The sequence below is a fragment of the Polaromonas sp. genome (assembly GCF_049790275.1).
GTDB lineage: Bacteria > Pseudomonadota > Gammaproteobacteria > Burkholderiales > Burkholderiaceae_C > Polaromonas.
The window spans coordinates 25,200-49,288 of the sequence record NZ_JBAQYR010000087.1 but is presented as its reverse complement, the minus strand read 5'-3'; the positions used below and the strand labels follow the sequence as shown (position 1 = coordinate 49,288).

Genomic DNA, 24,089 nt, shown 5'->3' with positions numbered 1-24,089 from the left:
GGAAAAATCGTTCTCTGATCATGCAGACCACGGACGAACTTCTCGGTGAACGGGCATTGAGCAAGCTCAGATGGCGCTGCCGCCGGGGGCTGCTTGAGAATGATTTGTTCATCGAGCGGTTTTTCCGCAAGCATGAAGCGGGCTTGACCGTCAGGCAGGCCAAAGGTCTGGATGATTTAATGGATTTGTCCGACAACGACCTGCTGGATTTGCTGCTAAAACGTAAAGAACCCGGCCAGCTACCAGCCACCAGCGCTGCCACCGCCGAAGCACTCGAAGTATTAAACATGATGCGGGTCCCATCGCCCGCCCACTGACCGCCTCCATTGAATTGATGTAGAAAGAACCCAGAAATGAAACTCGCTGACAACAAAGCCACCCTATCCTTCAGCAACGGCAGTCCCAGTGTCGAATTGCCGGTGTACCACGGCAACGTCGGTCCCGACGTCGTGGACATCCGCAAGCTGTATGCACAGACCGGCATGTTTACTTACGACCCGGGTTTTTTGTCCACGGCTTCCTGCCAGTCGGCCATCACTTATATCGACGGCGACAAGGGCGAGCTGCTGTACCGCGGCTATCCCATCGAGCAGCTGGCCACCAATTGCGACTACATGGAGACCTGCAACCTGCTGCTGTACGGCGAGCTGCCCAATGTCGAGCAGAAAAAAGATTTCGTCAGCCGCGTGACCAACCACACCATGGTCAACGAGCAGATGCAGTTTTTCCTGCGCGGTTTCCGCCGCGACGCGCATCCGATGGCCATCATGACCGGCCTGGTCGGCGCCCTGTCGGCCTTCTACCATGACAGCACCGACATCACCAATCCCGAGCACCGCGACATCTCGGCCATCCGCCTGATCGCCAAGATGCCGACGCTGGTCGCCATGGCCTACAAGTACACCGTGGGCCAGCCCTACATGTACCCGAAGAACAACCTCAGTTATGCGGGCAACTTCCTGCACATGATGTTTGCCACGCCGTGTGAAGAATACAAGGTCAATCCGGTGCTCGAACGCGCGCTGGACCGCATCTTCATCCTGCATGCAGACCACGAGCAGAACGCCTCGACGTCCACGGTCCGCCTCTGCGGCTCGTCCGGCACCAACCCGTTTGCAGCGATTGCTGCCGGTGTGGCCTGCCTCTGGGGCCCGGCACACGGCGGCGCCAACGAAGCGGCACTCAACATGCTGGGCGACATCCAGAAAGCCGGCGGCATCGAGAAAATCGGCGACTTCATCAAGCAGGTCAAGGACAAGAATTCCGGCGTCAAGCTGATGGGTTTTGGCCACCGCGTCTACAAGAACTACGACCCACGCGCCAAGCTGATGCAGGAAACCTGCAAGGAAGTGCTCAAGGAAATGGGCCTGGAAAACGACCCGTTGTTCAAGCTCGCCATGGCGCTGGAAAAGATTGCTCTGGAAGACGAATACTTCGTGTCGCGCAAGCTCTACCCCAACGTCGACTTCTACTCCGGCATCGTGCAGCGCGCCATCGGCATCCCGGTGCCGCTGTTCACGGCGATCTTCGCGCTGGCCCGTACCGTCGGCTGGATCGCCCAGCTCAACGAAATGATTGGCGACCCCGAATACAAGATCGGCCGCCCACGCCAGCTGTTCAACGGTTCAGTAACGCGCGATGTGAAACCCCTCGCCAAACGCTGATCCGGTTGATCGGCCTGTTTGCGTGAACCAAGCCCGCCCGTGGCAACGCCGGCGGGCTTTTTTGCGACCATGGTCTCCCAGGAGCATTTTTTGAAACCCCTTCAAACCGCCGATGAGCTGCGCCAGGCGATGGCCGGAACGGCACCGCCCCGCGCCTGCAGCTGCGCACTCGGCGCCTGTGCCGGCTGGGAAAGCCTGGCCGAATACCGCTGGGAAGCCAACCAGATGACGCAGGTCGCCACCCTGCGCGACCCCGGCCTGGAGGAACCGACACTGGAAGAACACCATCCCCAGGGCACACGTTACGACTCACCCGACGCGCCGGTGGCTGTCTCTTTCTTCCCCTACAACCGCTGCGATGTCTGGCACTGCACGCGCTGCGACCGGCATTTGCTGCGCTACACCGAATACGGCGGCTACAACGTGGACCCGCGCATCCGGGTGCTGGACCCCCGCACCATTGCTGATTGAAGCATTCGCTACTGTTTTGATAGCTTCTTGAGCCCACCCCATAAGGGCAGAGCCCTGAAACACTCATAAATATCAGGAAAGCTGCTGCCAAAGCCTCACGGGCGGGCAAGTCACCCATCGCATATCGCGATGACGAGGTCTTTCATAAGCATTCAAAATAGCAAATCATCGTGAATCGCGATGGCTTTGACCCTCATGAAAACCTCGGAACGCAGTTTTGCCCGCCGCATTGACCTCACCTCGCTGCAATTGTTTGTCGCGGTGTGTGAACTCGGCAGCATCGGCAAGGCGGCCGAGCGTGAATTCATCGCGGCATCGGCCGTCAGCAAGCGCCTGTCCGACCTGGAAGCCGCGCTCGACACGCCTCTGCTCTACCGCCACACCCGCGGCGTGGACCTGACGCCCGCCGGCCAAAGCCTGCTGCACCATGCGCGCTCAGTGCTCTTCAGTCTCGAGAAGATGCAGGGCGAACTCAGCGAATACGCCCACGGCGTGCGCGGCCATGTGCGGGTGCACGCCAGCATCTCGGCCATCGTGCAGTTTTTACCGGAAGACCTGGGCGCTTTCATCGGCCAGCACCCCGAGGTCAAGATCGACCTGGAAGAACACCTGAGCACGGAAGTCGTGCGCGCGGTGCAGGAAGGCGCAGCCGACCTCGGTATCTGCAACACCGCCGACGGCAGCGGCGACCTGCAGACCCTGCCCTATCGGCAGGACCGCCTGGTCATGATCGTGCCGCGCGGCCATGTGCTGGGTGCGCAGGATGCGATTGCTTTTGAAGACAGCCTGGACTTCGACCACGTCGGCCTGCATTCGAACAGCTCGATCTACCTGGCCATGCGCGATGCCGCGGCGCAGGCCGGCCGCACCATCAAGCTGCGCATCCACGTGACCGGACTGGACGCCATGTGCCGCATGATCCACAACGGACTGGGCGTCGGTGTCATGCCGCAGCGCGCTTTCGAGCTCATGCATGGCGTTGGCGAGCTCGAGTCGGTTGCGCTGACCAACGACTGGGCCGAGCGCCACATCGAGCTGGTGGCGCGCGATTTCTCCAGCCTGCCCGTCACCGCCCGCCTGCTGGTCGATCACCTCACCGCGCGCGCAGTGGCCACGGCCCCCACCTCACCCACTTAAAATCGACAGACCACGAAGGAAACCACATGGGACGCACCCTCTACGACAAAATCTGGGACGAACACGTCGTTCACACCGAGGAAGATGGCACGGCCATCCTCTATATCGACCGGCACCTGGTGCATGAGGTCACCAGCCCGCAGGCCTTTGAAGGCCTGCGCGAAGCCGGCCGCAAGGTCTGGCGCATCAGCTCCATCGTCGCCACCGCCGATCACAACACGCCGACCACCGGCTGGGAACTCGGCTACGACGGCATCACCGACCTGGTCAGCAAGGAGCAGATCACCACGCTGGACAGCAACATCGCCGAGTTCGGTGCGGCGGCCTACTTCCCCTTCCTGTCCAAACGCCAGGGCATCGTGCACGTGATGGGGCCTGAAACCGGCGCCACCCTGCCCGGCATGACGGTGGTTTGCGGCGACTCGCACACCTCCACCCACGGCGCCTTTGGGGCGCTGGCGCACGGCATAGGCACCAGCGAAGTGGAACACGTGATGGCCACGCAAACCCTGCTCGCCAAAAAAGCCAAAAACATGCTGGTGCAGGTGGACGGCACGCTGGCCCCAGGCCTGACTGGCAAGGACATCGTGCTGGCCATCATCGGAAAAATCGGCACGGCAGGTGGCACCGGCTACACCATTGAATTCGGCGGCGCGGCCATCCGCGCGCTCAGCATGGAAGCGCGCATGACGGTCTGCAACATGGCCATCGAGGCCGGCGCGCGCGCTGGCCTGGTGGCGGTGGACGCCAAGACGATTGCCTACGTCAAGGGCCGGCCGTTGGCACCGACCGGCGTGGAGTGGGACCAGGCGGTGCAGTACTGGAGTACGCTGCAGTCCGATGCTGACGCGAAGTTCGACACCGTGGTCAAGCTTGACGCGAGCCAGATCCGGCCGCAGGTCACCTGGGGCACCTCGCCCGAGATGGTGCTGTCGATTGACGACCGCGTGCCCGACCCGGACAAGGAAAAAGACGCCAGCAAACGCGACGCCATCGAACGCGCCCTGACCTACATGGGCCTGCAGCCCGGCAAGGCCATCAACGACATCCTGGTAGACAAGGTCTTCATCGGTTCCTGCACCAACAGCCGTATTGAAGACATGCGCGAGGCGGCCGCCATGGTCCAGAAAATCGGCCAGAAGGTGGCAGGCAATGTGAAGCTGGCTATGGTGGTGCCGGGCTCCGGTCTTGTGAAAGAGCAAGCAGAGCGCGAAGGCCTGGACAAGATTTTTGTCGCCGCCGGCTTCGAGTGGCGCGAACCCGGCTGCTCCATGTGCCTGGCCATGAACGCCGACCGTCTCGAGCCGGGTGAACGCTGCGCCTCCACCAGCAACCGCAACTTCGAAGGCCGGCAAGGCGCCGGCGGTCGCACGCATCTGGTGAGTCCCGCCATGGCGGCGGCTGCAGCCGTGCATGGCCATTTCGTCGATATTCGCAAGTTCTCCTGAGAGTCACATCATGCAGAAATTCACCATACACAAAGGCCTGGTCGCGCCCATGGACCGTGAGAACGTCGACACTGACGCGATCATTCCCAAACAGTTCTTGAAGTCCATCCGCAAGACCGGCTTCGGCCCCAACCTGTTTGACGCCTGGCGCTACCTGGACCCCGGCTTTCCGGGCCAGGACCCGGCCACACGCAAGCCCAACCCGGACTTCGTGCTGAACCAGCCGCGCTACAAAGGCGCCTCCATCCTGCTGGCACGCAAGAACTTCGGCTGCGGCTCTTCGCGCGAACACGCGCCTTGGGCGCTGGACCAGTACGGCTTTCGCGCCATCATTGCGCCCAGCTACGCCGACATCTTTTTCAACAACAGTTTCAAGAACGGCTTGCTGCCCATCGTGCTGAGCGAAGCGCAGGTCGGCCAGCTGTTCGACGAGGCGCTGGCCTTTCCCGGCTACCAGCTCACCATCGACCTGGAGCGCCAGGTGGTGATCAAGCCACAAGGCGAAGAAATTCCCTTCGAGGTGCAGGCTTTCAAGAAATTCTGCCTGCTGGGTGGTTATGACGACATTGGCCTGACCTTGCGCCAGAGCGACAAGATCAAGGCGTTTGAAGCAGAGCGGCTGGCTACCAAGCCCTGGCTGGCTCACACCCTGATCTCCTGATACTCCCGATTTTTCAACCAAAATATGCCTCTAGCCCTTATAAATAGGGAACAAGCAGCTATCAATAAAAGAGCAAGCATGAAAATCGCAATTCTTCCCGGTGACGGCATCGGCACCGAAATCGTCGCCGAGGCTGTCAAGGTCCTGAAGGCACTGGACCTGAAATTTGAAACCGAGACCGCACTGGTCGGCGGTGCCGCCTACGAAGCGCACGGTCATCCGCTGCCCGAGGCCACGCTGAAACTCGCGCAAGCCGCGGACGCTGTGCTGTTTGGCGCTGTCGGCGACTGGAAATACGACAAGCTGGACCGCCCGCTGCGCCCCGAGCAAGCCATCCTGGGCCTGCGCAAGAACATGGGCCTGTTCGCCAATTTCCGGCCCGCCATCTGTTACCCGCAACTGGTGGATGCGTCCAGCCTGAAACGCGAGCTGGTGTCCGGCCTGGACATCCTCATCATCCGCGAGCTGACCGGCGACATCTACTTCGGCCAGCCGCGCGGCCGCCGCACCGCCACCGACGGACACTTCCCCGGCAGCGAGGAAGCGTTTGACACCATGCGTTATTCGCGCCCGGAAATCGAACGCATTGCCCACGTCGCCTTCCAGGCCGCACGCAAGCGCGGCAGCCGCGTGACCAGCGTCGACAAGGCCAACGTGCTGGAAACCTTCCAGTTCTGGAAAGACATCGTCACTGAAGTCGGCCTGCAGTACCCCGACGTGGCGCTGGACCACATGTACGTGGACAACGCCGCCATGCAGCTGGTCAAGGCGCCCAAGAAGTTCGACGTGGTGGTGACCGGCAACATGTTCGGCGACATCCTCAGCGACGCGGCCGCCATGCTGACCGGCAGCATCGGCATGCTGCCCTCGGCCAGCCTGAACACGAAAAACCAGGGGCTGTACGAACCCAGCCACGGCAGCGCACCTGACATCGCCGGCAAGGGCGTGGCCAATCCGCTGGCAACGATTTTGAGCGCGGCCATGATGCTGCGCTTCAGCCTGAACCAGCCCGAAGCAGCCGTGCGTATTGAAAAAGCCGTTGACGCCGTGTTGACGCAAGGCCTGCGCACACCTGACATCTATAGCGAAGGCACGACCAGGGTCGGCACCGTCGAGATGGGCAATGCGGTCGTAAAAGCCCTCAGTCAGTCCTGAAAACCCTGACGCCAGCGCTTCGGCGTTGGCTGGCAACCACAGGCCAGGCCGGCAAATAGCGCCCCGCGGCGCCGGTCCGGCCGGCCGTGATTACAATAGCTCCATGCGTAAAAACCCTGCACTCACCCGCTTCATCGCCACTTCGCGCGCGATCAGCGCTGCGCCGGTTTTTGCCCAGATCACCAAAACGACGACCATTAAAGGCTAGCAAGCCCGGTTCGTCGTGCCCTGCCGGCCCGATGGGCCGGGTCAAAAAGCATATTTTTTGAAAAAGGGCAATCCAATGAAACTCGCAGGCAATCTCACAGGACTCGTCGGCTGGCGCGGCATGGTCGGTTCGGTGCTGATCGACCGCATGCAGGCCGAGGGCGACTTCGACCTGATCGAACCAGTCTTCTTCTCGACCTCGAATGCCGGCGGCAAAGCCCCGGCCCAGGCCAAAAACGAAACCACGCTGAAAGACGCGTTCGACATTGCGGCCCTGAAAAAATGCGATGTGATCATCACCGCCCAGGGCGGCGACTACACCACCGAGGTCTACCCCAAGTTGCGCGCCGCCGGCTGGACCGGCCACTGGATTGACGCGGCTTCGACGCTGCGCATGAACGACGACGCCATCATCATCCTGGACCCGGTCAACCTGCCGGTCATCCAGAAGGCGCTGGCCAAGGGCGGCAAAAACTGGATTGGCGGCAACTGCACCGTGAGCTGCATGCTGATGGGCGTGGGTGCGCTGTACAAGGCTGGTCTGGTCGAATGGATGACCAGCATGACCTACCAGGCCGCTTCCGGCGGCGGCGCGCAGCACATGCGCGAACTGCTCACCCAGTTCGGCACACTCAGCAGCGAAGTGCGGGCCTTGCTGGACGACCCGAAGTCCGCGATTCTGGAAATCGACCGCCGCGTTCTGGCCAAACAGCAATCGCTTTCCTCTTCAGAAACCGCCAACTTCGGCGTGCCGCTGGGCGGCTCGCTGATCCCCTGGATCGACAAGGACCTGGGCAACGGCATGAGCAAGGAAGAATGGAAGGGCGGCGCCGAGACCAACAAGATTTTGGGTCAGGGCGCCAGCTTCGGCACCGCTGAAACCCCGGTGGACGGCTTTTGCGTGCGCATAGGCGCCATGCGCTGCCACAGCCAGGCACTGACCTTCAAGCTGAAGAAAGATGTGCCGCTGGCCGACATCGAGGCCATGATCGCGGCCGACAACGAGTGGGTCAAGGTTGTGCCCAACACACGCGAAGCCAGCGTGACCGACCTGACACCGGTGGCCGTGACCGGCACCATGACGATCCCGGTCGGCCGCCTGCGCAAGCTGGCCATGGGACCCGACTACCTGGGCGCCTTCACGGTCGGCGACCAGTTGTTGTGGGGTGCGGCCGAGCCTTTGCGGCGCATGCTGCGCATTCTTTTGCAGGGCTGAAATGACGGACTGATGGCTGCTCATGTGCAGCCATCAGCCGTAACCAGTTGTGACATCTCGTTGTCGTCAGACAACAAGTAGAAGTTGTAAGTTGATGCTAACCCCGCGTGTCAAAACTTAAGTGCTGTCTTAGCTTGTCAGCCTAATGCCTTGATGTTAATGTTGTTTTGTCGAAAATTAGCGTTGAGGTTTTTGTGCGGACCAGCAGAATAAAATTTAATGCAAACCGGGCACCGGAGGCTCCAATTCCCATGAAACAAGCAGGCCGTTGGCGTAAAGGTGGCGTGGCAGCCGCCATGGTCCTGTTGGGTAGTCTCTCCAGCTTGCCGGCGCATGCGTTGGGACTGGGCCGGGTGACGGTTCAGTCCGCCCTGGGTGAACCGCTGCGGGCTGAAATCGATATTGTCGAGATCAGCGCCGACGAAGCGGCATCCCTGCAAGCCAGCGTCGCCAGTGCCGATGCGTTCCGCGCAGCCGGCCTGGAATACACAGCCGCAGTAACCAACGTCCGGATCAGCCTGCAAAAGCGAAGCGATGGCCGCGCCTACCTGCGCCTGAGCAGCGACAGGCCCGTCAGCGAACCTTTTGTGGACCTGATCCTGGAAGCCCGATGGGCATCCGGACGCATCGTGCGCGACTACACGATGCTGTTTGATCCGCCGAACCTGCGCCAGGCGGCCCCCGTCATGGCAGCACCCACGGCACCTTCCGTTTCGCAGCCTCCTCCTCCCCCCGTGGCAGTTCGGCCCGCACCGTCCGCTGCACCGGCACCATCCGCCGCACCTGCGCCACAGCCTTCCAGGCCAGCCCCGGTCGCCCAGGCACCGGCAGCACAGGCAGCTCCTGTCGAAAGAGCGCCAACGGCCGATGGACAGAAAATTACGGTGAAGCCCGGCGACACCGCCGGAAAAATCGCAGCGCAGACCAAACCAGCCAGCGTCTCGCTGGACCAGATGCTGGTGGCACTGTTGCGCAGCAACCCCGATGCCTTCATAGGCGGCAACATCAACCGCCTCAAAGCCGGTGCCGTGCTCGATGTACCGGCTGGCGACCAGGCCGAGTACATTCCCGCCGCCGAAGCAAGCCGGACCATCGTTGCCCAGAGCAAAGACTTCAACGAATTCCGCCGCAAGCTGGCGGAGGGTGCCCCAACGACCCAGGTCAACAGCGCGGACCGTCGAGCCTCGGGCCAGGTCCAGGCCAAGGTTGAAGACAAGGCGCCTGCCGCCGCTACGCCCGACAAATTGACCCTCTCCAAGGGTGCGGTACAAAGCAAGGCCGCGGAAGAAAAAATCGCGAAGGACCGGCAGGCCAAGGAAGCCGCCGAGCGCGTGGCCGAACTGTCGAAGAACATCAGCGATCTCAACAAACTCAGCGCTGCGCCAAGCGTGCCGGCGGCGCCAGCCAGCCCCGCAGCCAGCAGTCCCTCCACGCCAGGTGTCGCGGTCACCACCCCGGGAACGCTGTCCGCAGCATCGCCCGCAGGCGCATTGCCGGCAGCACCCGCCGCTTCAGCACCTGCGAGCCCCGCAGCTGTTGCGCCGGCCATGCCGGCAGCAAGCAGCCCGGCTGAGGCCAGCGCGCCGGCAGTGGCAGCCAGCGCACCGGCACCTGCTCCTGCACCCGTCAAAAAGCGGGTAGCAGTGGCGCCTCCTCCGCCTCCCGAGCCCAGCCTGATTGACGAGCTGCTTGACAACCCGTTGATGCTGGGCGGCGCCGCCGCCTTGCTGGTACTTTTGGCCGCCTTCGGCGCCTACCGCGCACGTCAGCGTAAAAACGCCGTTTCAGTGGACAGCTCTTTCCTCGAAAGCAGGCTGCAACCAGATTCTTTTTTCGGCGCCAGCGGCGGCCAGCGAATCGACACGAATGAAGCCAATGTCACCGGCTCATCCATGGTCTATTCTCCGAGCCAGCTAGACGCCGCTGGCGACGTTGATCCTGTGGCCGAAGCCGATGTCTATCTGGCCTATGGGCGTGACCTGCAAGCCGAGGAAATCCTCAAGGAAGCCATTCGCGTGAGCCCCGCGCGCGTGGCCATCCACGGCAAGTTGATGGAAATCTATGCCAAACGCCGCGACACCAAAGCCTTTGAAATGGTGGCTGCCGAGGCGTTCAACCTGACCAGGGGCCAGGGCATCGAATGGTCCCACATGGCCGAAATGGGTCGCGAACTGGACCCCGCCAACCCCATGTACCAGCCCGGCGGCCAACCAGCCACCGCTGCCCATGTGGCCGCTGCTGGCGCTGTGGCATCCGCCGTGCAACCCCAGCCCCGCGCCACCAGCCCGTCGCCCGAGCCAGCGGCCTCCGCCGTTGACTTCGACCTGGACCTGGATTTTTCGCTGGGCGATGAACCCGAACCCATCGCATCCGTGCCGGCTCCCGCCCCGAAGCCGGTGGCACGTCCCGAACCCACGATGGCCATGCCGGTGGTGGCAGCGGCCCCTGTCGACAATGGCATGGATTTCAGCTCCGCCACGGTGGCCATGCCCGCTGCAGTTGCCCCTGCGCCCGTCAAAGCGCCACCGGCCCCTGCGATGGCCGGTGGCGATTTGAGTTTCACCGCCGAGCCGCCAGCAACAACCGCCGCAGCCAATCTGGATACGTCCGGCGGCATGCTGGAGTTCGATCTGGGTGCCCTGTCGCTCGATCTCGAGGAACCGACCACCGAAAGCCAGAAAATCACCGCGGCAAGCGCCTTGGCACCAGCTGTGGAAAGTGACGATCCGCTGGAAACCAAATTTGCGCTGGCTGAAGAGTTCCGTGCAATTGGCGATGTGGACGGCGCCCGTTCCCTGGCCGAAGAAGTGCTGGCGCAATCCAGCGGTTCCCTCAAAAGCAAGGCCCAGGCTTTTCTCAACGCCCTGGCCTGATCTTTTGCACCTTTCCCCTGAGGGCTGCCCGTGAGGATCGCTCTGGGATTGAGCTACAGCGGCACCGCTTACGAGGGCTGGCAAAGCCAGCTCTCGGGCAACACCGTGCAGGACCAGCTGGAAAAAGCACTTGGCAAGTTCATGGCCCAGCCGGTGCGCACCCTCTGCGCCGGGCGCACCGATGCCGGGGTCCATGCGCTGATGCAGGTGGTGCACTTTGACACCGGCCTTCAGCGCGACCTTCCTTCCTGGGTGCGCGGAACCAATGCCTTTTTGCCGCGTGATATCGCCGTGCAATGGGCGCACGACGTTCCCGACGAGTTCCATTGCCGCGGCAGCGCCATCAGCCGGCGCTACGCCTATGTGCTGTTGGAGTCGACGGTGCGCCCCAGCGTCGAAGCCGGGCGCGTCGGCTGGGTGTACCGCCCCATGGACGAGACGGCCATCCGCGCGGCCATTGCCCACCTGATCGGCGAGCATGATTTCAGCTCCTTCCGGGCAGCGCAGTGCCAGGCGAAGTCGCCCGTCAAAACCATCAGCCGGATCGAGGTCTCGCGGCGCGCCGGCTACTGGCGCTTCGAGTTCGAGGCCAATGCCTTTTTGCATCACATGATCCGTAACATCATGGGTTGCCTGGTAGCCGTCGGCCAGGGCAACCACGCGCCCGGCTGGATGGCAGAGGTCGTGGCTGCCCGCAACCGGGACGCAGCTGCCCCGACCTTCTCGCCCGACGGCCTGTATTTTCTCGGCCCCCGGTACGAAGCCCGTTATGGCCTGCCGGAACGTACACCGGCCTATGATTGGCTGCCATGACTACCCCCACGCTTTTCACTTCGTGCAATACGCTGCCCCCGGGGGGGCCGCTGCGCCTGCGGCCCGGCGAAGCCGGTTCCGCGGCCCCTGCTGGTATGAAAAGCACCTGAGCTGTCATCGAACACGGGGTACCTTATGACCTCTTCCTCATCTCAGCGCACGCGCATCAAGATCTGCGGCCTCACCCGCGAGGAAGACGTGGACGCTGCTGTGGCCGCTGGTGCTGATGCGGTGGGTTTTGTGCTCTACGCCTCCAGCCCGCGCTACGTGAGCGCTGAACGCGCCGCCGAGCTGGCCAGCCGCCTGCCGCCCTTTGTCACGCCGGTGTTCTTGTTCGTCAATGCATCTGCTACTGAAATCATAGCTGCCTGCGCCCGCGTACCAACGGCATTTCTCCAATTTCATGGTGATGAAACGCCCGAAACCTGCCTGCAGGCAGGGCGGCCCTTCATGCGCGCCGCGCGTATTCCGCTGGAAATCCCCGTCTCTGGTAGCGCCCCCTTCGATCTCGTAAAATATACACAGGACTTCAAAGCGGCCCAGGCCATCCTGCTCGATGCACATGTCGAGGGATATGGCGGCGGCGGCAAAGCATTCAATTGGTCACTTCTTCCTCCAAGCGTCAACGCTCACCTCGTTTTGTCTGGTGGACTCACACCTGCAAATGTGACCGATGGCATTTTGCAAGTGCGGCCGCGTTGTAAGACGCTGGCCGTCGATGTCAGTTCGGGCGTCGAGATTTCGAAAGGAATCAAAAGCGCCGAAAAGATCAATCAGTTCGTTGCGGCCGTTCGTGCCGCCGACGGCTTACTTGCAAAGAACCATGTACACCTACCAGCAACCTGACCCGACAGGCCACTTCGGGATTTACGGCGGCAGTTTCGTCTCTGAAACGCTGACCCGTGCGATCAATGAGCTGAAAGACGCTTACGCCAGATACCAGCATGACCCGGAATTTCTTGCCGAATTCCACTACGAACTCAAGCACTTCGTCGGCCGGCCTTCGCCCATCTATCACGCTGCGCGCATGAGCCGCGAACAGGGCGGCGCGCAGATTTACCTGAAGCGCGAAGACCTGAACCACACCGGCGCGCACAAGATCAACAACACCATCGGCCAGGCCATGCTGGCGCGCCGCATGGGCAAGCCGCGCATCATCGCCGAAACCGGCGCCGGCCAGCACGGCGTAGCCACCGCCACCATCTGTGCGCGTTACGGCCTCGAATGTGTGGTCTACATGGGCAGCGAAGACGTGAAGCGCCAGAGTCCCAATGTCTACCGCATGAAACTGCTGGGCGCCACCGTGGTGCCGGTTGAATCAGGCAGCAAGACGCTGAAAGACGCGCTCAACGAAGCCATGCGCGACTGGGTTGCCAACGTTGACAACACCTTCTACATCATCGGCACGGTCGCCGGCCCCCACCCCTACCCGATGATGGTGCGCGATTTCCAGAGCGTGATCGGCGAGGAGTGCCTGACGCAGATGCCTGAGATGACAGGCGGCAAACAACCCGACGCAGTGATTGCCTGCGTCGGCGGCGGCAGCAACGCTATGGGCATCTTCCATCCCTACATCGCCCATGAAAACACGCGCCTGATCGGCATTGAAGCCGCAGGCGAAGGCATGGACAGCGGCAAACACTCGGCCTCATTGCAGCGCGGCAGCCCCGGCGTGCTGCACGGCAACCGCACCTATGTACTGCAGAACGACGATGGCCAGGTCACCGAAACGCACAGCATCAGCGCCGGTCTGGACTACCCGGGCGTGGGCCCTGAACACGCGTTTCTGAAAGACATCGGCCGCGCTGAATATGTCGGCATCACCGACAAGGAAGCGCTCTCGGCCTTTCACTACCTGTGCCGCACCGAGGGCATTATTCCCGCGCTTGAATCCAGTCACGCCGTGGCCTACGCGATGAAACTCGCCAAAACCATGCGCACCGACCAGTCCATCCTGGTCAACCTCTCTGGCCGCGGCGACAAGGACATCGGCACCGTCGCCGACCTTTCCGGCGCGGACTTCTACGACCGGCCGTCGATGCGCGGACACACCGTCAAAGGTGCCGCCGGCGCTGAGACCAGCGGTGCCAAGGGCGTGGGGGCGCAGTCATGAGCCGAATAAATTCCACCTTTGAAGCGCTCAAGGCGCAAAACCGCAAGGCCCTGATTCCCTACGTCACTGCCGGCTTCCCCTTTGCCGACATCACCCCCGAACTGATGCACGGCATGGTCGCCGGGGGTGCCGACGTGATCGAACTCGGCGTGCCGTTTTCAGACCCCAGCGCCGACGGCCCGGTGATCCAGAAGGCCGGCGACCAGGCGCTGGCGCTGGGCATAGGCCTGGTGCATGTGCTGGAGATGGTGCACGTGTTCCGCCAGAAGGACAGCAGCACACCCGTCGTGCTGATGGGTTATGCCAATCCGATCGAGGCCTACGATCTCAAGCGCGGCAAAAACGCGTTTGTGCGCGATGCATCGGCGGCCGGCGTGGACGGTGTGCTGGTGGTGGACTACCCGCCCGAAGAATGCGAGGCCTTCGCGGCCACCCTGCGCGCGCACCAGATGGACCTGATTTTTCTGCTGGCACCCACTTCCACCGCCGCCCGCATGGCCCAGGTGGCCCAGGTGGCCAGCGGTTATGTGTATTACGTCTCGCTCAAGGGCGTGACCGGCGCCGGCACGCTGGACCTGGGTGCGGTTGAAGCCATGCTACCGCGCATACGCGAGCACGTCAGGGTGCCGGTCGGTGTCGGTTTCGGCATCCGCGACGCCGCCACCGCCAAAGCCATCAGCCGCGTGGCTGACGCCGTGGTGATTGGCAGCCGCATCATCCAGCTGATTGACGGCCAGCCGCGCGATCAGGTGGTGCCACTGGTGCGCGATTTCCTTACCGGCATACGGGCTGCGCTGGACCAGCCGGCAGGGGCTGCAGACAGCGCATAATCCCTTTTCTTTTCCGGTTTTGGCCCTGCCGGCACGCGAATGCCGGCATCGGCCACTCTTCACAAGGACGAACCCATGTCTTGGCTAGAAAAACTTCTTCCGCCCAAAATTACCCCGACCGACCCGACCGAGCGCCGCAGTGTGCCCGAGGGCCTGTGGGTCAAATGTCCCAGCTGTGAAGCCGTGCTCTACAAGACCGACCTGGAGAAAAACCAGAGCGTCTGCCCCCAGTGCAGCCACCATCACCGCATGGACGCCCGGGCCAGGCTGGATGCCTTCCTGGACGCTGAGGGCCGATATGAACTCGGCCAGGAAGTGCTGCCGGTGGATCCGCTGAAGTTCAAGGACAGCCGCAAATACCCCGAGCGCCTGAAAGAAGCGCTGGAGAACACCGGGGAAACTGACGCCCTGGTGGTCATGGGCGGCGCCGTGCACAGCATTGGCGTGGTGGTGGCGTGTTTCGAGTTCGACTTCATGGGCGGCAGCATGGGCAGCGTGGTCGGCGAGCGCTTTGTGCGCGGCGTGCATGCCGCCATCGAGCAGAAGGTGCCCTTCATCTGCTTTACTGCCACCGGCGGCGCCCGCATGCAGGAGGGCCTGCTGAGCCTGATGCAGATGGCCAAGACCAATGCGGCACTGACGCGCCTGGCAAAAAAAGGCCTGCCCTACATCAGCGTGCTGACCGACCCGACGATGGGCGGTGTGAGTGCCGGCTTCGCTTTTGTCGGCGATATCGTGATTGCAGAACCAAAGGCATTGATCGGTTTTGCCGGGCCGCGCGTGATCGAGTCCACCGTGCGCGTCACCCTGCCGGAAGGCTTCCAGCGCGCCGAGTTCCTGCAAACCAAGGGTGCCATCGACTTCATCTGCGACCGGCGCGAGCTGCGCAAGACCGTGGCCAATTCTCTGGCCATGCTGCTGCGCCAGCCGGCCGACGCTGTCGCCTGAAAAAGAGGCCCCATTCTCTGCAGTGCGGGCAAGGTTGCTATTTAATCAGTAGCAGCTTGCGCCTGTACTATAAGGGCTGGAGCCCGATTTCATCCGAGAAATAGCGGACCGATGCGCAGTTTCGGCCACGGCTTGAGCATGGGAAAACGGGATCGTGGGAAGATGGTGCCCAGCCAGAACTTTTTCGCAAATTTCCCGTCCTGCATTGATGTCTGAAGCCCTCACCCTTTCCTGCCTGCCGCTGTTCCCGCTGGGCACCGTACTTTACCCCGGCGGCGTGCTGCCGCTGCGCATCTTCGAGGTACGCTACCTCGACATGATCGGCAAATGCCACAAGACGGGCGCGCCTTTTGGTGTGGTCGCGCTGACCCATGGCTCCGAAGTGCGCAAGCCGGAAGACGGCTTTGCCAGCGAAGCCTTCAATACCGTCGGCACCCTGGCCACCATCAGCAGTTTTTCGGTGCCGCAGCCCGGCCTGATGGTGATTCGCTGCGCCGGTGCGCAGCGTTTCGAAATTTCAAACCGTGAAAAACTCAAGCATGGCCTGTGGATTGCCGACGTCACTCGCCTCGAGGATGACCAGTCCATCCAGGTGCCTGATGACCTGCGCGCAGCAGCCAATGCCTTGGGCAAGCTGATCAAGTCCCTGCAGGAACGGGCTGTACCGCCGGATCAGATGCCTCTGCAGCCGCCTTATCGGCTGGACGACTGTGGCTGGGTCGCCAACCGCTGGTGCGAACTGCTGCCCATGCCGCTGGAACTCAAGCAGCGCCTGATGGAGCTGAACAACCCGTTGGTCCGGCTGGAGCTGGTCAGCGACATCCTCGAGCGCACCGGCATTGCCATGTGAGGCGCGGCCGGCGCGCCGCGCCGGTAACCTAAAATCAGGACTTTGCCGCTTTTGCCGGCCCGGCGCGCTGCCATTTTTCGAAAACCTGCTCCCACATGTCCAACCAATCCCCTACTCCCCCCATCGCTGCGCCTGCGCATGACGAGAACCAGCTCATGGCCGAGCGCCGCGACAAGCTCAAGGCCCTGCGCCAGCAGCAGGCTGAAGGGCGCGGGGTCACGTTTCCCAACGACATCAAGCCCTCGCACCACGCGGCAGAGCTGTTCGCCGCCCACGGCGACAAGACCAATGAAGAACTCGAACCGCTGGCCCTGAAAGTCAATGTGGCCGGCCGCATGATGCTCAAGCGCGTGATGGGCAAGGCCAGCTTTGCCACCCTGCAGGACACCTCCTTCGGCCCCTCGGGCGGACGCATCCAGCTCTACATCAACAACGAAGGCGTGGGCGAAGAAGTGCACGCCGCGTTCAAGCACTGGGACCTGGGCGACATCGTGGCCGCCAGCGGCACCCTGTTCCGCACCAAAACCGGCGAGCTGTCTATTCACGCCACCAGCCTGCGCCTGGTCACCAAAAGCCTGCGTCCGCTGCCCGACAAGTTCCATGGCGTGGCCGACCAGGAGGTCAAGTACCGCCAGCGTTATGTTGACCTGATCACCGACGCCGCGGCACGCCAGCGTTTTGCCAACCGCAGCAAGGCGGTCTCCAGCATGCGCAACTTCATGGTCGCCAACGACTTCCTCGAAGTTGAAACGCCCATGCTGCACCCGATTCCGGGCGGTGCCAACGCCAAGCCTTTTGTGACGCATCACAACGCACTCGACCAGCAGATGTTCTTGCGCATCGCGCCCGAACTGTATTTGAAGCGCCTCATCGTCGGCGGCTTCGAACGCGTGTTCGAGATCAACCGGAGCTTTCGCAACGAAGGCATCAGCGTGCGGCACAACCCCGAGTTCACGATGATGGAGTTCTACGCCGCGTGGTGGAACTACCTGGACCTGATGACCTTCACCGAAGACCTGATCCGCCATGTGGCACAGCAGGTCACCGGTGGCACCGTGTTGACCTACCAGGGCCAGACAGTGGACCTGAGCCAGCCGTTTGAGCGCCTGACCATCCGCGAAGCCATCCTCAAGCACACTGACGCCGGCGTTCATGTCGACGATGCGGCCTGGCTGCTCAACGCGCTGAAGAAGCTCGGCAAGTTCAGCGCCAAAGACAGGCTGGACGCGCGTTCGCTGCCTAGCCTGCAGGTCACCTATTTTGAAGAGATGGTGGAAGAAAAGCTCTGGCAGCCCACCTTCATCATGGAGCACCCGACCGAGATCTCACCCCTGGCCCGCGCCAACGACGCGCGCCCGGAAGTGACCGAACGCTTTGAGCTTTACATCACCGGCCGAGAGTTCGGCAACGGCTTCAGCGAGCTCAACGACGCCGAAGACCAGGCCGCGCGTTTTCTCGCCCAGTCAGATGCCAAGGACGGCGGCGACGAGGAAGCCATGCACTACGACGCCGACTACGTGCGCGCCCTTGAGTACGGCATGCCTCCCACCGGCGGCTGCGGCATCGGCATCGACCGCTTCATGATGCTGCTGACCGACAGCGCCAGCATCCGCGACGTCATTCTGTTCCCGGCGCTGCGGCACGAGGCTTGAGGCGGGGGGGCCTGTCCTTGGGGCCGAGTCCCCATAAAGGAACCATGCATCTATCGACGAAGAGGCAGACGAAAACGAGCCCGAGTCATAGTTTCGTGCCCTTCGCAGGCAGCCCGGCGACATACTGGACACACCAGGCGACCCAAGCCGTCAGTTGCGAGTCGTCGGCAATAGCCGGCGGATCGATATAGACGTAGCCCTTTATGGGCCTGCCAGTGAAGTCCATCACCCGCACGCCTGGCATGGCGAGCGCGTCCTGGTGATGTTCAGGGCCAACCCGGGCCATCAGGCTTGAGTTCCGGATGCCAATGAACATCTTGCCATCCACAAGAAAGGCCAGACCTCCGAACATCCTGCGTTCGGAGATGCCGGCTCGTGTGCCGAGGGTTTTGCGAACCCGCTCTGCCAGAGTGGAATCGAATGCCATGATCTGGATGCCTTAATGGTTAAGCTGGGCGCCGAGGCCACGCCGACTTTGGCTTGGCACTTTATCCTCTCTCCTGCACTCTAGCGATTTGCTACCGCTTTGATCGGTTTGGCGACGAAACCGCGTTCGATATCACCCACGAAGCCAACGGACTCGTAGAGTCTATGTGCGTCTGCGCGTTGCGCGCCAGACAAGAGCATGACCTTGTAGCACCCCTTCACCCAGGCTTGCGCCAGTGCACGCTCCAGAACGAGTCGCGCGTAACCCCGCTTTTGATGGCTGGACAGCGTGACCACGTGCTCTATCAAGCCAAACGGGCGAGCCCCATTCGCCAGATTTGGCACGACCACCAACATGCAGGTTGCGACAAGCCTGTCCTCAATTTCGCAAACCATCAAATGCAGGCCACTCCTGCCCAGGAGCGTCGTAAATACCTCGCGGGCGACAGCTGGAGACAGCACAGGATCAGCGGGCCGTAGCTCCTGGTAGAGCGCCAGAACACCCGTGAGATCTCCCTCCTCGGCGTCGCGGATTGTCGGTTGCACGTCCAATGCGGTTTAACGTAGAGGTAACCGACGCACAAGACCAGAAGCGCACAACGCACGCGGACGAACTTGTGCATCCGCGTTGACCGCCTTGTTAGCTTGCACCCTGATTGGCACTACTCGAGAAAAGCGTTCTCGGCGTAATGATTGACCGCGACGGTTCGATCCGTATCAGACGGTGCAAAGAAGATGTCTTTCCCCAGGCGGTACGTGTAGCCGCATTGGTTCATCTCCATCCTGAACGCCGGCAGCTGGACCTCGACGCACCGCCGACCGTCAGGCCCCACGCGCCACACGCCTACCGCTTCGCTCGAGCCGTAACCTTGCTTGTTGTGGACTACTCCCACAACCGTGCCATCGGCACGCATGGTCATGTAGGCGTGGGCGTCCGGAGCCTTGCGCACGATGCGCAGGTCACCCAGAGACTGGACTTCAGCAGACGAGAGCTTTTGCGCCCCCAAATCCAGCAACGCGCCTAAACTCGTCGGTTGCTGTGCGAACACGCTCGATGTGAGTGCGACCAATGCGACTACCACTGCTTTTTTCATGGGAGACCCCTCGGGCTTGGCGACGTTGCCAGAGGTTTTATACCAGCTGAGGCCCGCTCGGGCAAGGAATCGGCTAAATGCTCCCCCGCGCGAGCTGACCTTAGAGGCCACCGGCACCTAGCACGTTCGGCGCGATGGGCAACCTGCTGCTGCACGTCCGCGTGAGCCGACTTGCTAAACGGCATGCGTGCCCTTGATTGTTGGTTCATTCGTGGCGATGCGCCTTTGGTCTTCGAACGCAATGACGGTAACGGTTTCGGTTGCCTCCAGCACCATGAACCGCCATCTGACTTGAGCCTCCACCGAATGCCATCAAATTTACAGCAGTTGCGGCCTGGGCGGCACACTACAGCAACCCGGCCCCCGGCAAGAAAGTTGGCGGTGGCTCGGGCGGCGGCTCGATCTGCGCAGGATCTGCCTTCTCCACCGGCATGCGCAGATCATCCAGATAGTCGCGTGCGATGTTGACTGTGCTTTTGACACCGAGGGCGTCGAAGCGTTTGGCCAGCCACTCTTTGCCGCAGACGATGCCCAGATCGCGCAGCGAATGGATCAGGCCCTTGTCTGTGGATGACTTGCTGGCGGCGGTGAATTTTTCGAGCGCCAGGCCACCGTCGATGCGATGCATCAGCACGTCCTTGTAGTGCGATGCGTCGAGCTTGCCTTCGGCCAGCAGGCGCTTGACGAAATCGATCGCACGCATTTCGGCAATCAGCGCGGCGTTGAAGGTGATCTCGGTCATGCGGTCCATGATCTCGCCGGGTTTTTTGGGCAGCTCGTTGCGCTGGATGGGGTTGATCTGCACCAGCACAATGTCGCGGCTCTGGCAGCGGTAGATCAGCGGGTGAATCGCCGGGTTGCCGGAATAGCCGCCGTCCCAGAAGTGGTCGCCGTCAATTTCCACGGCCTGAAACACCATGGGCAGACAAGCCGAGGCCATGACGGCGCTGGCCGTGAGCCGCTTGCCGGAAAACACTTCAGCCTTGCCGCTGCTGACACGCGTGGCCACCACAAACACCTTGGGTACGTCGGGGCCGGCGGCGGCGGCCAGGCGGTCAAAATCAACCTGCTTTTCCAGAAAATCCTTGAGCGGGTTGATATCAAAAGGGTTGCGCTGGTAGGGCGAGAGTGCGTTGGACCAGTAGCGTGTCATGGCATCAGTCCACAGCTTGCTGGACCAGTTGCCGCCGCCCATCAAGCCGAACAGGATGCCGAAAGGCGCCTGCTGCATCTTGCTTACCGAGTGCGAGAGCGAGGACGACAGCGCCCCGAGATCGACAATGCCGTTCCAGAAGCTGTCCAGCGCCTGGCGCGCCGCGTCCTGCCGCGCGGCGCGGGGTTTGCCCTGGGACTGGGCAAAACCGTGGGCCAGCGCTACCGCGTTCATGGCGCCGGCGCTGGTGCCGCTGAGGCCTTCGAGGTCCAACCGGCCGTCGTCCAGCAGGGCATCCAGCACGCCCCAGGTGAAAGCCCCGTGCGAACCGCCGCCCTGCAGCGCCAGGTTGATGCGCGGCGGCGTGGGGGCGTCTGGCGGAATGGCAGACTCAGGTGCAGCGGGCAGGTTCATGTGTTGAGCTTAGCAAGAAACAGGCAGGAACTAAAATGAACGGTGCATCGCTCACCCCCACCCACCACCATGAACTACCTGACGGGTTACCCCGATACCCTGCAGAGCCAGGTGCGTGAACTGGTCACCCAGGACCGCCTGGGCGCGATGCTGCTGAAAAAATACCGCAGCGCGCACGACATACGCACCGACAAGGCGCTGTATGACTACGTGATGGACATCAAGAACAGCTTTCTGCGCAATGCTGACGCACTGAGCAAGGTGGCGTTTGACAGCAAGCTGCAGGTGATTGCCCATGCGCTGGGCACGCACACCACGGTGTCACGTGTGCAGGGCAGCAAGCTGAAGTCCAAGCGCGAGATTCGGGTGGCCAGCCTGTTCAAGGAGGTGCCCATCGAGTTCCTGCGCATGATCACGGTGCACGAGCTGGCGCACCTGAAGGAAAAGGCGCACGACAAGGCGTTTTACCAGCTCTGCACCTACATGGAGCCGGATTACCACCAGTTCGAACTGGACCTGCGCCTGTACCTGACCCACATGGCTGCCGGCGGCGAAGCGCCGTGGACCGTGAGCCGGTGATGCAGCCGCGACTTGTTATTTAATTGATAGCAGCTTGCGCCCGTCACACAAGGGCCAGGACCTTAAAACATACTCAAGGCACCAGGCCGAGGGCGTGCATGTAAGCCGGGTGCAGCATCAGATCGTCCCAGGCAATCGCGGGTGTGGCAGGCAGCAAGTCGCGCCGGCGTTCCTCGCTGGCTTCCAGCGCTTCCCACTGCTGCCTGAGCTGGGCCTGGGTCATACCGTCGAGTAATTCGTCAACCGCTTTGCCGTCATCGATCGACTGGTTGCACAGCAGCACCATGTCGCAGCCGGCATTGAGTGCGGTGACGGCCGCCTCGGTGTAGCTGACCTGTTTGCCGTCAATCAGGCGCGCACCGGCCATGCTCAGGTCGTCGCTGAAAATGGCGCCGCCAAAACCAAGTTGGCCGCGAAGGATGTAGGTCAGCCACTTCTCGGAAAAACCCGCGGGGCGTGCATCGACCTTGGGGTAGATCACGTGCGCGGGCATCACGCTGGTCAGCGTGGTGTTGAGCCATTCGTAAGGTGCCGCGTCGTCGGCCAGGATGGCCTTGAGGCTGCGCCTGTCGACGGGGATATCAGTGTGCGAATCGGCTTTGACAAAGCCGTGGCCGGGAAAATGTTTGCCGCAGTTGGCCATGCCGCTTTGCAGCAGGCCGTGCATCAGGCTTTTGGCCAGCAGGGCCACGACGCGCGGGTCGCGCGCAAAAGCCCGGTCGCCAATCACACTGCTTTCACCGTAGTTCAGGTCCAGCACCGGGGTGAAACTGAAATCAACGCCGCAGGCGCGCAGCTCGGCCCCCAGCACGTAGCCGCAGGCGGTGGCCGCGTTGGTGGCAGCCATGGCGTCTTTCAGCCACAGCTCGCCCAACGTGCGCATGGGCGGCAGATGGGTGAAGCCGTCGGTCTTGAAGCGCTGCACGCGCCCGCCTTCATGGTCGACGCAGATCAGCAGGTCGGCACGCACTTTCTTGATGTCGCGGCACAGCGCGGTGAGTTGCGCGCGGTTTTCCCAGTTGCGGGCAAACAGGATGATGCCGCCCGTCAAAGGATGCTGCAGGCGGCGTTTGTCGGTCTTGCTCAGGGTCTGGCCGGCAATGTCGATGATCAGGGGGGCGTGTTGGCTCATGGATGCTCTGTCTCTGTAAAAGGGTTCGGCTGGCGCCGGGTTCAAGGGGAAGGGTTGTGCTCGACCACCACAAAGCTGGCGGCATAGTCGGTTTCGTCGGTCACGGTGACGTGGGCGGTGAGGCCCTTTGCCTCAAACCACTCCTTGAGCGCACCGTGCAACACGATTTCCGGTTTGCCGCTGGCGGCCTTGGTGATTTCGCAGTGGCGCCAGGTCATGGGTAAACGCATGCCCAGGCCGATGGCCTTGCTGAACGCTTCCTTGGCGGAAAACCGTGTGGCCAGGTAGCGCAGGCCGCGCTCGGGCCAGCGGGCACTGCGGGCTTGCCAGGTAGCAAACTCGGCGTCGCTGAGGATCTTCTGCGCAAAACGCTCGCCATGGCGCTCAAAACTGGCGCGAACCCGGCGCACGTCGCAAATGTCGGTGCCTATGCCATAAATCATTCGGGCTGGTATCCCGGTGCGAAAGCCTGGTCAATGCAGCGCAGATAGTCCTTGACTGTGGCGCTGTAGCCCAGCTCCAGTGCGTCGGCAATCAATGCGTGGCCAATCGACACTTCCAGCACGCCGGGCACCACATGCAGGAACTCGGACAGGTTGTCGCGGTTCAGGTCGTGGCCGGCATTTACTCCTAATTTGATAGCTGCTGCCGCCCGCCCGGCAAGGACAAACGGCTCCAAAGCCTTGTTTTTTTCGGCGGTACCCCAGGCGCGGGCATAAGTCTCGGTGTAGAACTCCACCCGGTCGGCGCCCACGGCCTGGGCTGCAGCCATGGCCTCGGGCAGCGGGTCCATGAACAGGCTGACACGCACACCGCGTCTGTGAGCTTCTTCAATCAGCGGCTTCAGGCGCGCTGCATCTTGGGGAAAGCTCCAGCCATGGTCGCTGGTGAACTGGTCTTCGCTGTCGGGCACAAAGGTGCACTGGTGCAGCGGCAGGCCGCGCGCCGACAGGTTGCGCACAAACTCCAGCAGGTTCTGCAGCGGATTGCCCTCGACATTGAATTCGCGGTCGGGCCAGTCCTTCATCAGCGCGGCCAGCTCGTACACGTCATCGCTGCGGATATGCCGCTCGTCCGGCCGCGGATGCACGGTAATGCCCTGGGCGCCGGCCTCCAGGCACAGCTGCGCGGCGCGCAACACATCGGGAATGCCGAGGTGACGGGTGTTGCGCAGCAAGGCGACCTTGTTGACGTTGACCGACAGGGCGGTTTTGTGGACGGGAGCCGGGGCGTGTGCGGGTGTCATGATGAAA

24 protein-coding genes are annotated in these 24,089 nt (G+C 62.3%); 17 read left to right on the top strand and 7 right to left on the bottom strand.

The window, feature by feature from the left end; genetic code table 11:
- Nucleotides 1–20 precede the first annotated feature (20 nt).
- From WA904_RS11560 to lysS, 16 genes are all read left to right on the top strand, one after another.
- Complete coding sequence (locus WA904_RS11560) at nt 21–317, top strand: succinate dehydrogenase assembly factor 2 (RefSeq protein WP_425197268.1); 297 nt, start codon at nt 21–23, stop codon at nt 315–317.
- Between the two features lie 36 nt (nt 318–353).
- Nucleotides 354–1,664, top strand: coding sequence for a citrate synthase (gene gltA, locus WA904_RS11555; RefSeq protein ID WP_425197267.1), 1,311 nt, complete (start codon nt 354–356; stop codon nt 1,662–1,664).
- Nucleotides 1,665–1,754: 90 nt separating this feature from the next.
- Nucleotides 1,755–2,135, top strand: coding sequence for a hypothetical protein (locus WA904_RS11550; RefSeq protein ID WP_425197266.1), 381 nt, complete (start codon nt 1,755–1,757; stop codon nt 2,133–2,135).
- 195 nt (nt 2,136–2,330) lie between these two features.
- Nucleotides 2,331–3,272 carry a LysR family transcriptional regulator gene (locus tag WA904_RS11545; RefSeq protein WP_425197282.1) on the top strand — a complete coding sequence of 314 codons (942 nt, stop codon included), beginning with the start codon at nt 2,331–2,333 and terminating at the stop codon, nt 3,270–3,272.
- 26 nt (nt 3,273–3,298) lie between these two features.
- Nucleotides 3,299–4,720, top strand: a complete 1,422-nt coding sequence (leuC, locus tag WA904_RS11540; RefSeq protein WP_425197265.1) for a 3-isopropylmalate dehydratase large subunit — start codon at nt 3,299–3,301, stop codon at nt 4,718–4,720.
- Between the two features lie 10 nt (nt 4,721–4,730).
- A complete protein-coding gene (leuD, locus tag WA904_RS11535) occupies nt 4,731–5,381 on the top strand; it encodes a 3-isopropylmalate dehydratase small subunit (RefSeq protein ID WP_425197264.1) in 651 nt (216 codons plus the stop codon).
- 78 nt (nt 5,382–5,459) lie between these two features.
- A complete protein-coding gene (gene leuB, locus WA904_RS11530) occupies nt 5,460–6,536 on the top strand; it encodes a 3-isopropylmalate dehydrogenase (protein WP_425197263.1) in 1,077 nt (358 codons plus the stop codon).
- A 283-nt stretch (nt 6,537–6,819) separates the two neighbouring features.
- Nucleotides 6,820–7,959 carry an aspartate-semialdehyde dehydrogenase gene (gene asd, locus WA904_RS11525; RefSeq protein ID WP_425197262.1) on the top strand — a complete coding sequence of 380 codons (1,140 nt, stop codon included), beginning with the start codon at nt 6,820–6,822 and terminating at the stop codon, nt 7,957–7,959.
- A gap of 251 nt (nt 7,960–8,210) precedes the next feature.
- Nucleotides 8,211–10,832, top strand: a complete 2,622-nt coding sequence (locus WA904_RS11520; protein ID WP_425197261.1) for a FimV/HubP family polar landmark protein — start codon at nt 8,211–8,213, stop codon at nt 10,830–10,832.
- 30 nt (nt 10,833–10,862) lie between these two features.
- Complete coding sequence (gene truA / locus WA904_RS11515) at nt 10,863–11,645, top strand: tRNA pseudouridine(38-40) synthase TruA (RefSeq protein ID WP_425197260.1); 783 nt, start codon at nt 10,863–10,865, stop codon at nt 11,643–11,645.
- 135 nt (nt 11,646–11,780) lie between these two features.
- Nucleotides 11,781–12,491: a phosphoribosylanthranilate isomerase gene (locus WA904_RS11510; RefSeq protein ID WP_425197259.1), complete on the top strand. Its 711-nt coding sequence runs from the start codon at nt 11,781–11,783 to the stop codon at nt 12,489–12,491.
- Nucleotides 12,469–13,758: a tryptophan synthase subunit beta gene (gene trpB, locus WA904_RS11505; RefSeq protein ID WP_425197258.1), complete on the top strand. Its 1,290-nt coding sequence runs from the start codon at nt 12,469–12,471 to the stop codon at nt 13,756–13,758. Before WA904_RS11510 ends, trpB begins: the two co-directional genes overlap by 23 nt.
- The gene (trpA, locus tag WA904_RS11500) at nt 13,755–14,588 is read left to right on the top strand and encodes a tryptophan synthase subunit alpha (RefSeq protein ID WP_425197257.1); all 834 of its coding nucleotides are present in this window, start codon (nt 13,755–13,757) and stop codon (nt 14,586–14,588) included. Before trpB ends, trpA begins: the two co-directional genes overlap by 4 nt.
- A gap of 75 nt (nt 14,589–14,663) precedes the next feature.
- On the top strand, nt 14,664–15,536 hold the full coding sequence (accD, locus tag WA904_RS11495; RefSeq protein ID WP_425197256.1) for an acetyl-CoA carboxylase, carboxyltransferase subunit beta: 873 nt from the start codon (nt 14,664–14,666) through the stop codon (nt 15,534–15,536).
- A 208-nt stretch (nt 15,537–15,744) separates the two neighbouring features.
- A complete protein-coding gene (locus tag WA904_RS11490) occupies nt 15,745–16,386 on the top strand; it encodes an LON peptidase substrate-binding domain-containing protein (protein WP_425197255.1) in 642 nt (213 codons plus the stop codon).
- 95 nt (nt 16,387–16,481) lie between these two features.
- Nucleotides 16,482–18,038: a lysine--tRNA ligase gene (lysS, locus tag WA904_RS11485; protein WP_425197254.1), complete on the top strand. Its 1,557-nt coding sequence runs from the start codon at nt 16,482–16,484 to the stop codon at nt 18,036–18,038.
- Between the two features lie 85 nt (nt 18,039–18,123).
- Here the strand turns inward: lysS and WA904_RS11480 are convergent, their stop codons facing one another.
- From WA904_RS11480 to WA904_RS11465, 4 genes are all read right to left on the bottom strand, one after another.
- Nucleotides 18,124–18,465, bottom strand: a complete 342-nt coding sequence (locus WA904_RS11480) for a TfoX/Sxy family protein (RefSeq protein WP_425197253.1) — start codon at nt 18,463–18,465, stop codon at nt 18,124–18,126.
- 80 nt (nt 18,466–18,545) lie between these two features.
- Nucleotides 18,546–19,010 carry a GNAT family N-acetyltransferase gene (locus tag WA904_RS11475; RefSeq protein WP_425197252.1) on the bottom strand — a complete coding sequence of 155 codons (465 nt, stop codon included), beginning with the start codon at nt 19,008–19,010 and terminating at the stop codon, nt 18,546–18,548.
- A gap of 116 nt (nt 19,011–19,126) precedes the next feature.
- Nucleotides 19,127–19,558, bottom strand: a complete 432-nt coding sequence (locus WA904_RS11470; protein WP_425197251.1) for a hypothetical protein — start codon at nt 19,556–19,558, stop codon at nt 19,127–19,129.
- 346 nt (nt 19,559–19,904) lie between these two features.
- Nucleotides 19,905–21,125, bottom strand: coding sequence for a patatin-like phospholipase family protein (locus tag WA904_RS11465; RefSeq protein ID WP_425197250.1), 1,221 nt, complete (start codon nt 21,123–21,125; stop codon nt 19,905–19,907).
- Nucleotides 21,126–21,194: 69 nt separating this feature from the next.
- Here WA904_RS11465 and WA904_RS11460 point away from each other — a divergent pair, with 69 nt between their 5' ends.
- On the top strand, nt 21,195–21,704 hold the full coding sequence (locus WA904_RS11460) for a YgjP-like metallopeptidase domain-containing protein (protein WP_425197249.1): 510 nt from the start codon (nt 21,195–21,197) through the stop codon (nt 21,702–21,704).
- A 73-nt stretch (nt 21,705–21,777) separates the two neighbouring features.
- Here the strand turns inward: WA904_RS11460 and nagZ are convergent, their stop codons facing one another.
- The 3 genes from nagZ to WA904_RS11445 are packed head-to-tail and all read right to left on the bottom strand — an operon-like array spanning nt 21,778 to nt 24,082.
- Complete coding sequence (gene nagZ / locus WA904_RS11455; RefSeq protein WP_425197248.1) at nt 21,778–22,836, bottom strand: beta-N-acetylhexosaminidase; 1,059 nt, start codon at nt 22,834–22,836, stop codon at nt 21,778–21,780.
- Between the two features lie 41 nt (nt 22,837–22,877).
- Complete coding sequence (acpS, locus tag WA904_RS11450) at nt 22,878–23,279, bottom strand: holo-ACP synthase (RefSeq protein WP_425197247.1); 402 nt, start codon at nt 23,277–23,279, stop codon at nt 22,878–22,880.
- A complete protein-coding gene (locus WA904_RS11445) occupies nt 23,276–24,082 on the bottom strand; it encodes a pyridoxine 5'-phosphate synthase (RefSeq protein WP_425197246.1) in 807 nt (268 codons plus the stop codon). Before WA904_RS11445 ends, acpS begins: the two co-directional genes overlap by 4 nt.
- Nucleotides 24,083–24,089: the final 7 nt, after the last annotated feature.

Excerpts from the sequence above, each read along its gene's own strand:
- WA904_RS11545 (WP_425197282.1), top strand. The coding sequence starts at position 2,331 with ATGAAAACCTCGGAACGCAGTTTTGCCCGCCGCATTGACCTCACCTCG.
- WA904_RS11480 (WP_425197253.1), bottom strand. The coding sequence starts at position 18,465 with ATGGCATTCGATTCCACTCTGGCAGAGCGGGTTCGCAAAACCCTCGGC.
- trpB (WP_425197258.1), top strand. The coding sequence starts at position 12,469 with ATGTACACCTACCAGCAACCTGACCCGACAGGCCACTTCGGGATTTAC.
- WA904_RS11465 (WP_425197250.1), bottom strand. The coding sequence starts at position 21,125 with ATGAACCTGCCCGCTGCACCTGAGTCTGCCATTCCGCCAGACGCCCCC.
- acpS (WP_425197247.1), bottom strand. The coding sequence starts at position 23,279 with ATGATTTATGGCATAGGCACCGACATTTGCGACGTGCGCCGGGTTCGC.
- asd (WP_425197262.1), top strand. The coding sequence starts at position 6,820 with ATGAAACTCGCAGGCAATCTCACAGGACTCGTCGGCTGGCGCGGCATG.
- leuD (WP_425197264.1), top strand. The coding sequence starts at position 4,731 with ATGCAGAAATTCACCATACACAAAGGCCTGGTCGCGCCCATGGACCGT.
- lysS (WP_425197254.1), top strand. The coding sequence starts at position 16,482 with ATGTCCAACCAATCCCCTACTCCCCCCATCGCTGCGCCTGCGCATGAC.
- WA904_RS11470 (WP_425197251.1), bottom strand. The coding sequence starts at position 19,558 with ATGAAAAAAGCAGTGGTAGTCGCATTGGTCGCACTCACATCGAGCGTG.
- WA904_RS11490 (WP_425197255.1), top strand. The coding sequence starts at position 15,745 with ATGTCTGAAGCCCTCACCCTTTCCTGCCTGCCGCTGTTCCCGCTGGGC.
- trpA (WP_425197257.1), top strand. The coding sequence starts at position 13,755 with ATGAGCCGAATAAATTCCACCTTTGAAGCGCTCAAGGCGCAAAACCGC.
- accD (WP_425197256.1), top strand. The coding sequence starts at position 14,664 with ATGTCTTGGCTAGAAAAACTTCTTCCGCCCAAAATTACCCCGACCGAC.
- WA904_RS11520 (WP_425197261.1), top strand. The coding sequence starts at position 8,211 with ATGAAACAAGCAGGCCGTTGGCGTAAAGGTGGCGTGGCAGCCGCCATG.
- leuB (WP_425197263.1), top strand. The coding sequence starts at position 5,460 with ATGAAAATCGCAATTCTTCCCGGTGACGGCATCGGCACCGAAATCGTC.
- leuC (WP_425197265.1), top strand. The coding sequence starts at position 3,299 with ATGGGACGCACCCTCTACGACAAAATCTGGGACGAACACGTCGTTCAC.
- WA904_RS11510 (WP_425197259.1), top strand. The coding sequence starts at position 11,781 with ATGACCTCTTCCTCATCTCAGCGCACGCGCATCAAGATCTGCGGCCTC.
- nagZ (WP_425197248.1), bottom strand. The coding sequence starts at position 22,836 with ATGAGCCAACACGCCCCCCTGATCATCGACATTGCCGGCCAGACCCTG.
- WA904_RS11460 (WP_425197249.1), top strand. The coding sequence starts at position 21,195 with ATGAACTACCTGACGGGTTACCCCGATACCCTGCAGAGCCAGGTGCGT.
- WA904_RS11445 (WP_425197246.1), bottom strand. The coding sequence starts at position 24,082 with ATGACACCCGCACACGCCCCGGCTCCCGTCCACAAAACCGCCCTGTCG.
- WA904_RS11560 (WP_425197268.1), top strand. The coding sequence starts at position 21 with ATGCAGACCACGGACGAACTTCTCGGTGAACGGGCATTGAGCAAGCTC.
- gltA (WP_425197267.1), top strand. The coding sequence starts at position 354 with ATGAAACTCGCTGACAACAAAGCCACCCTATCCTTCAGCAACGGCAGT.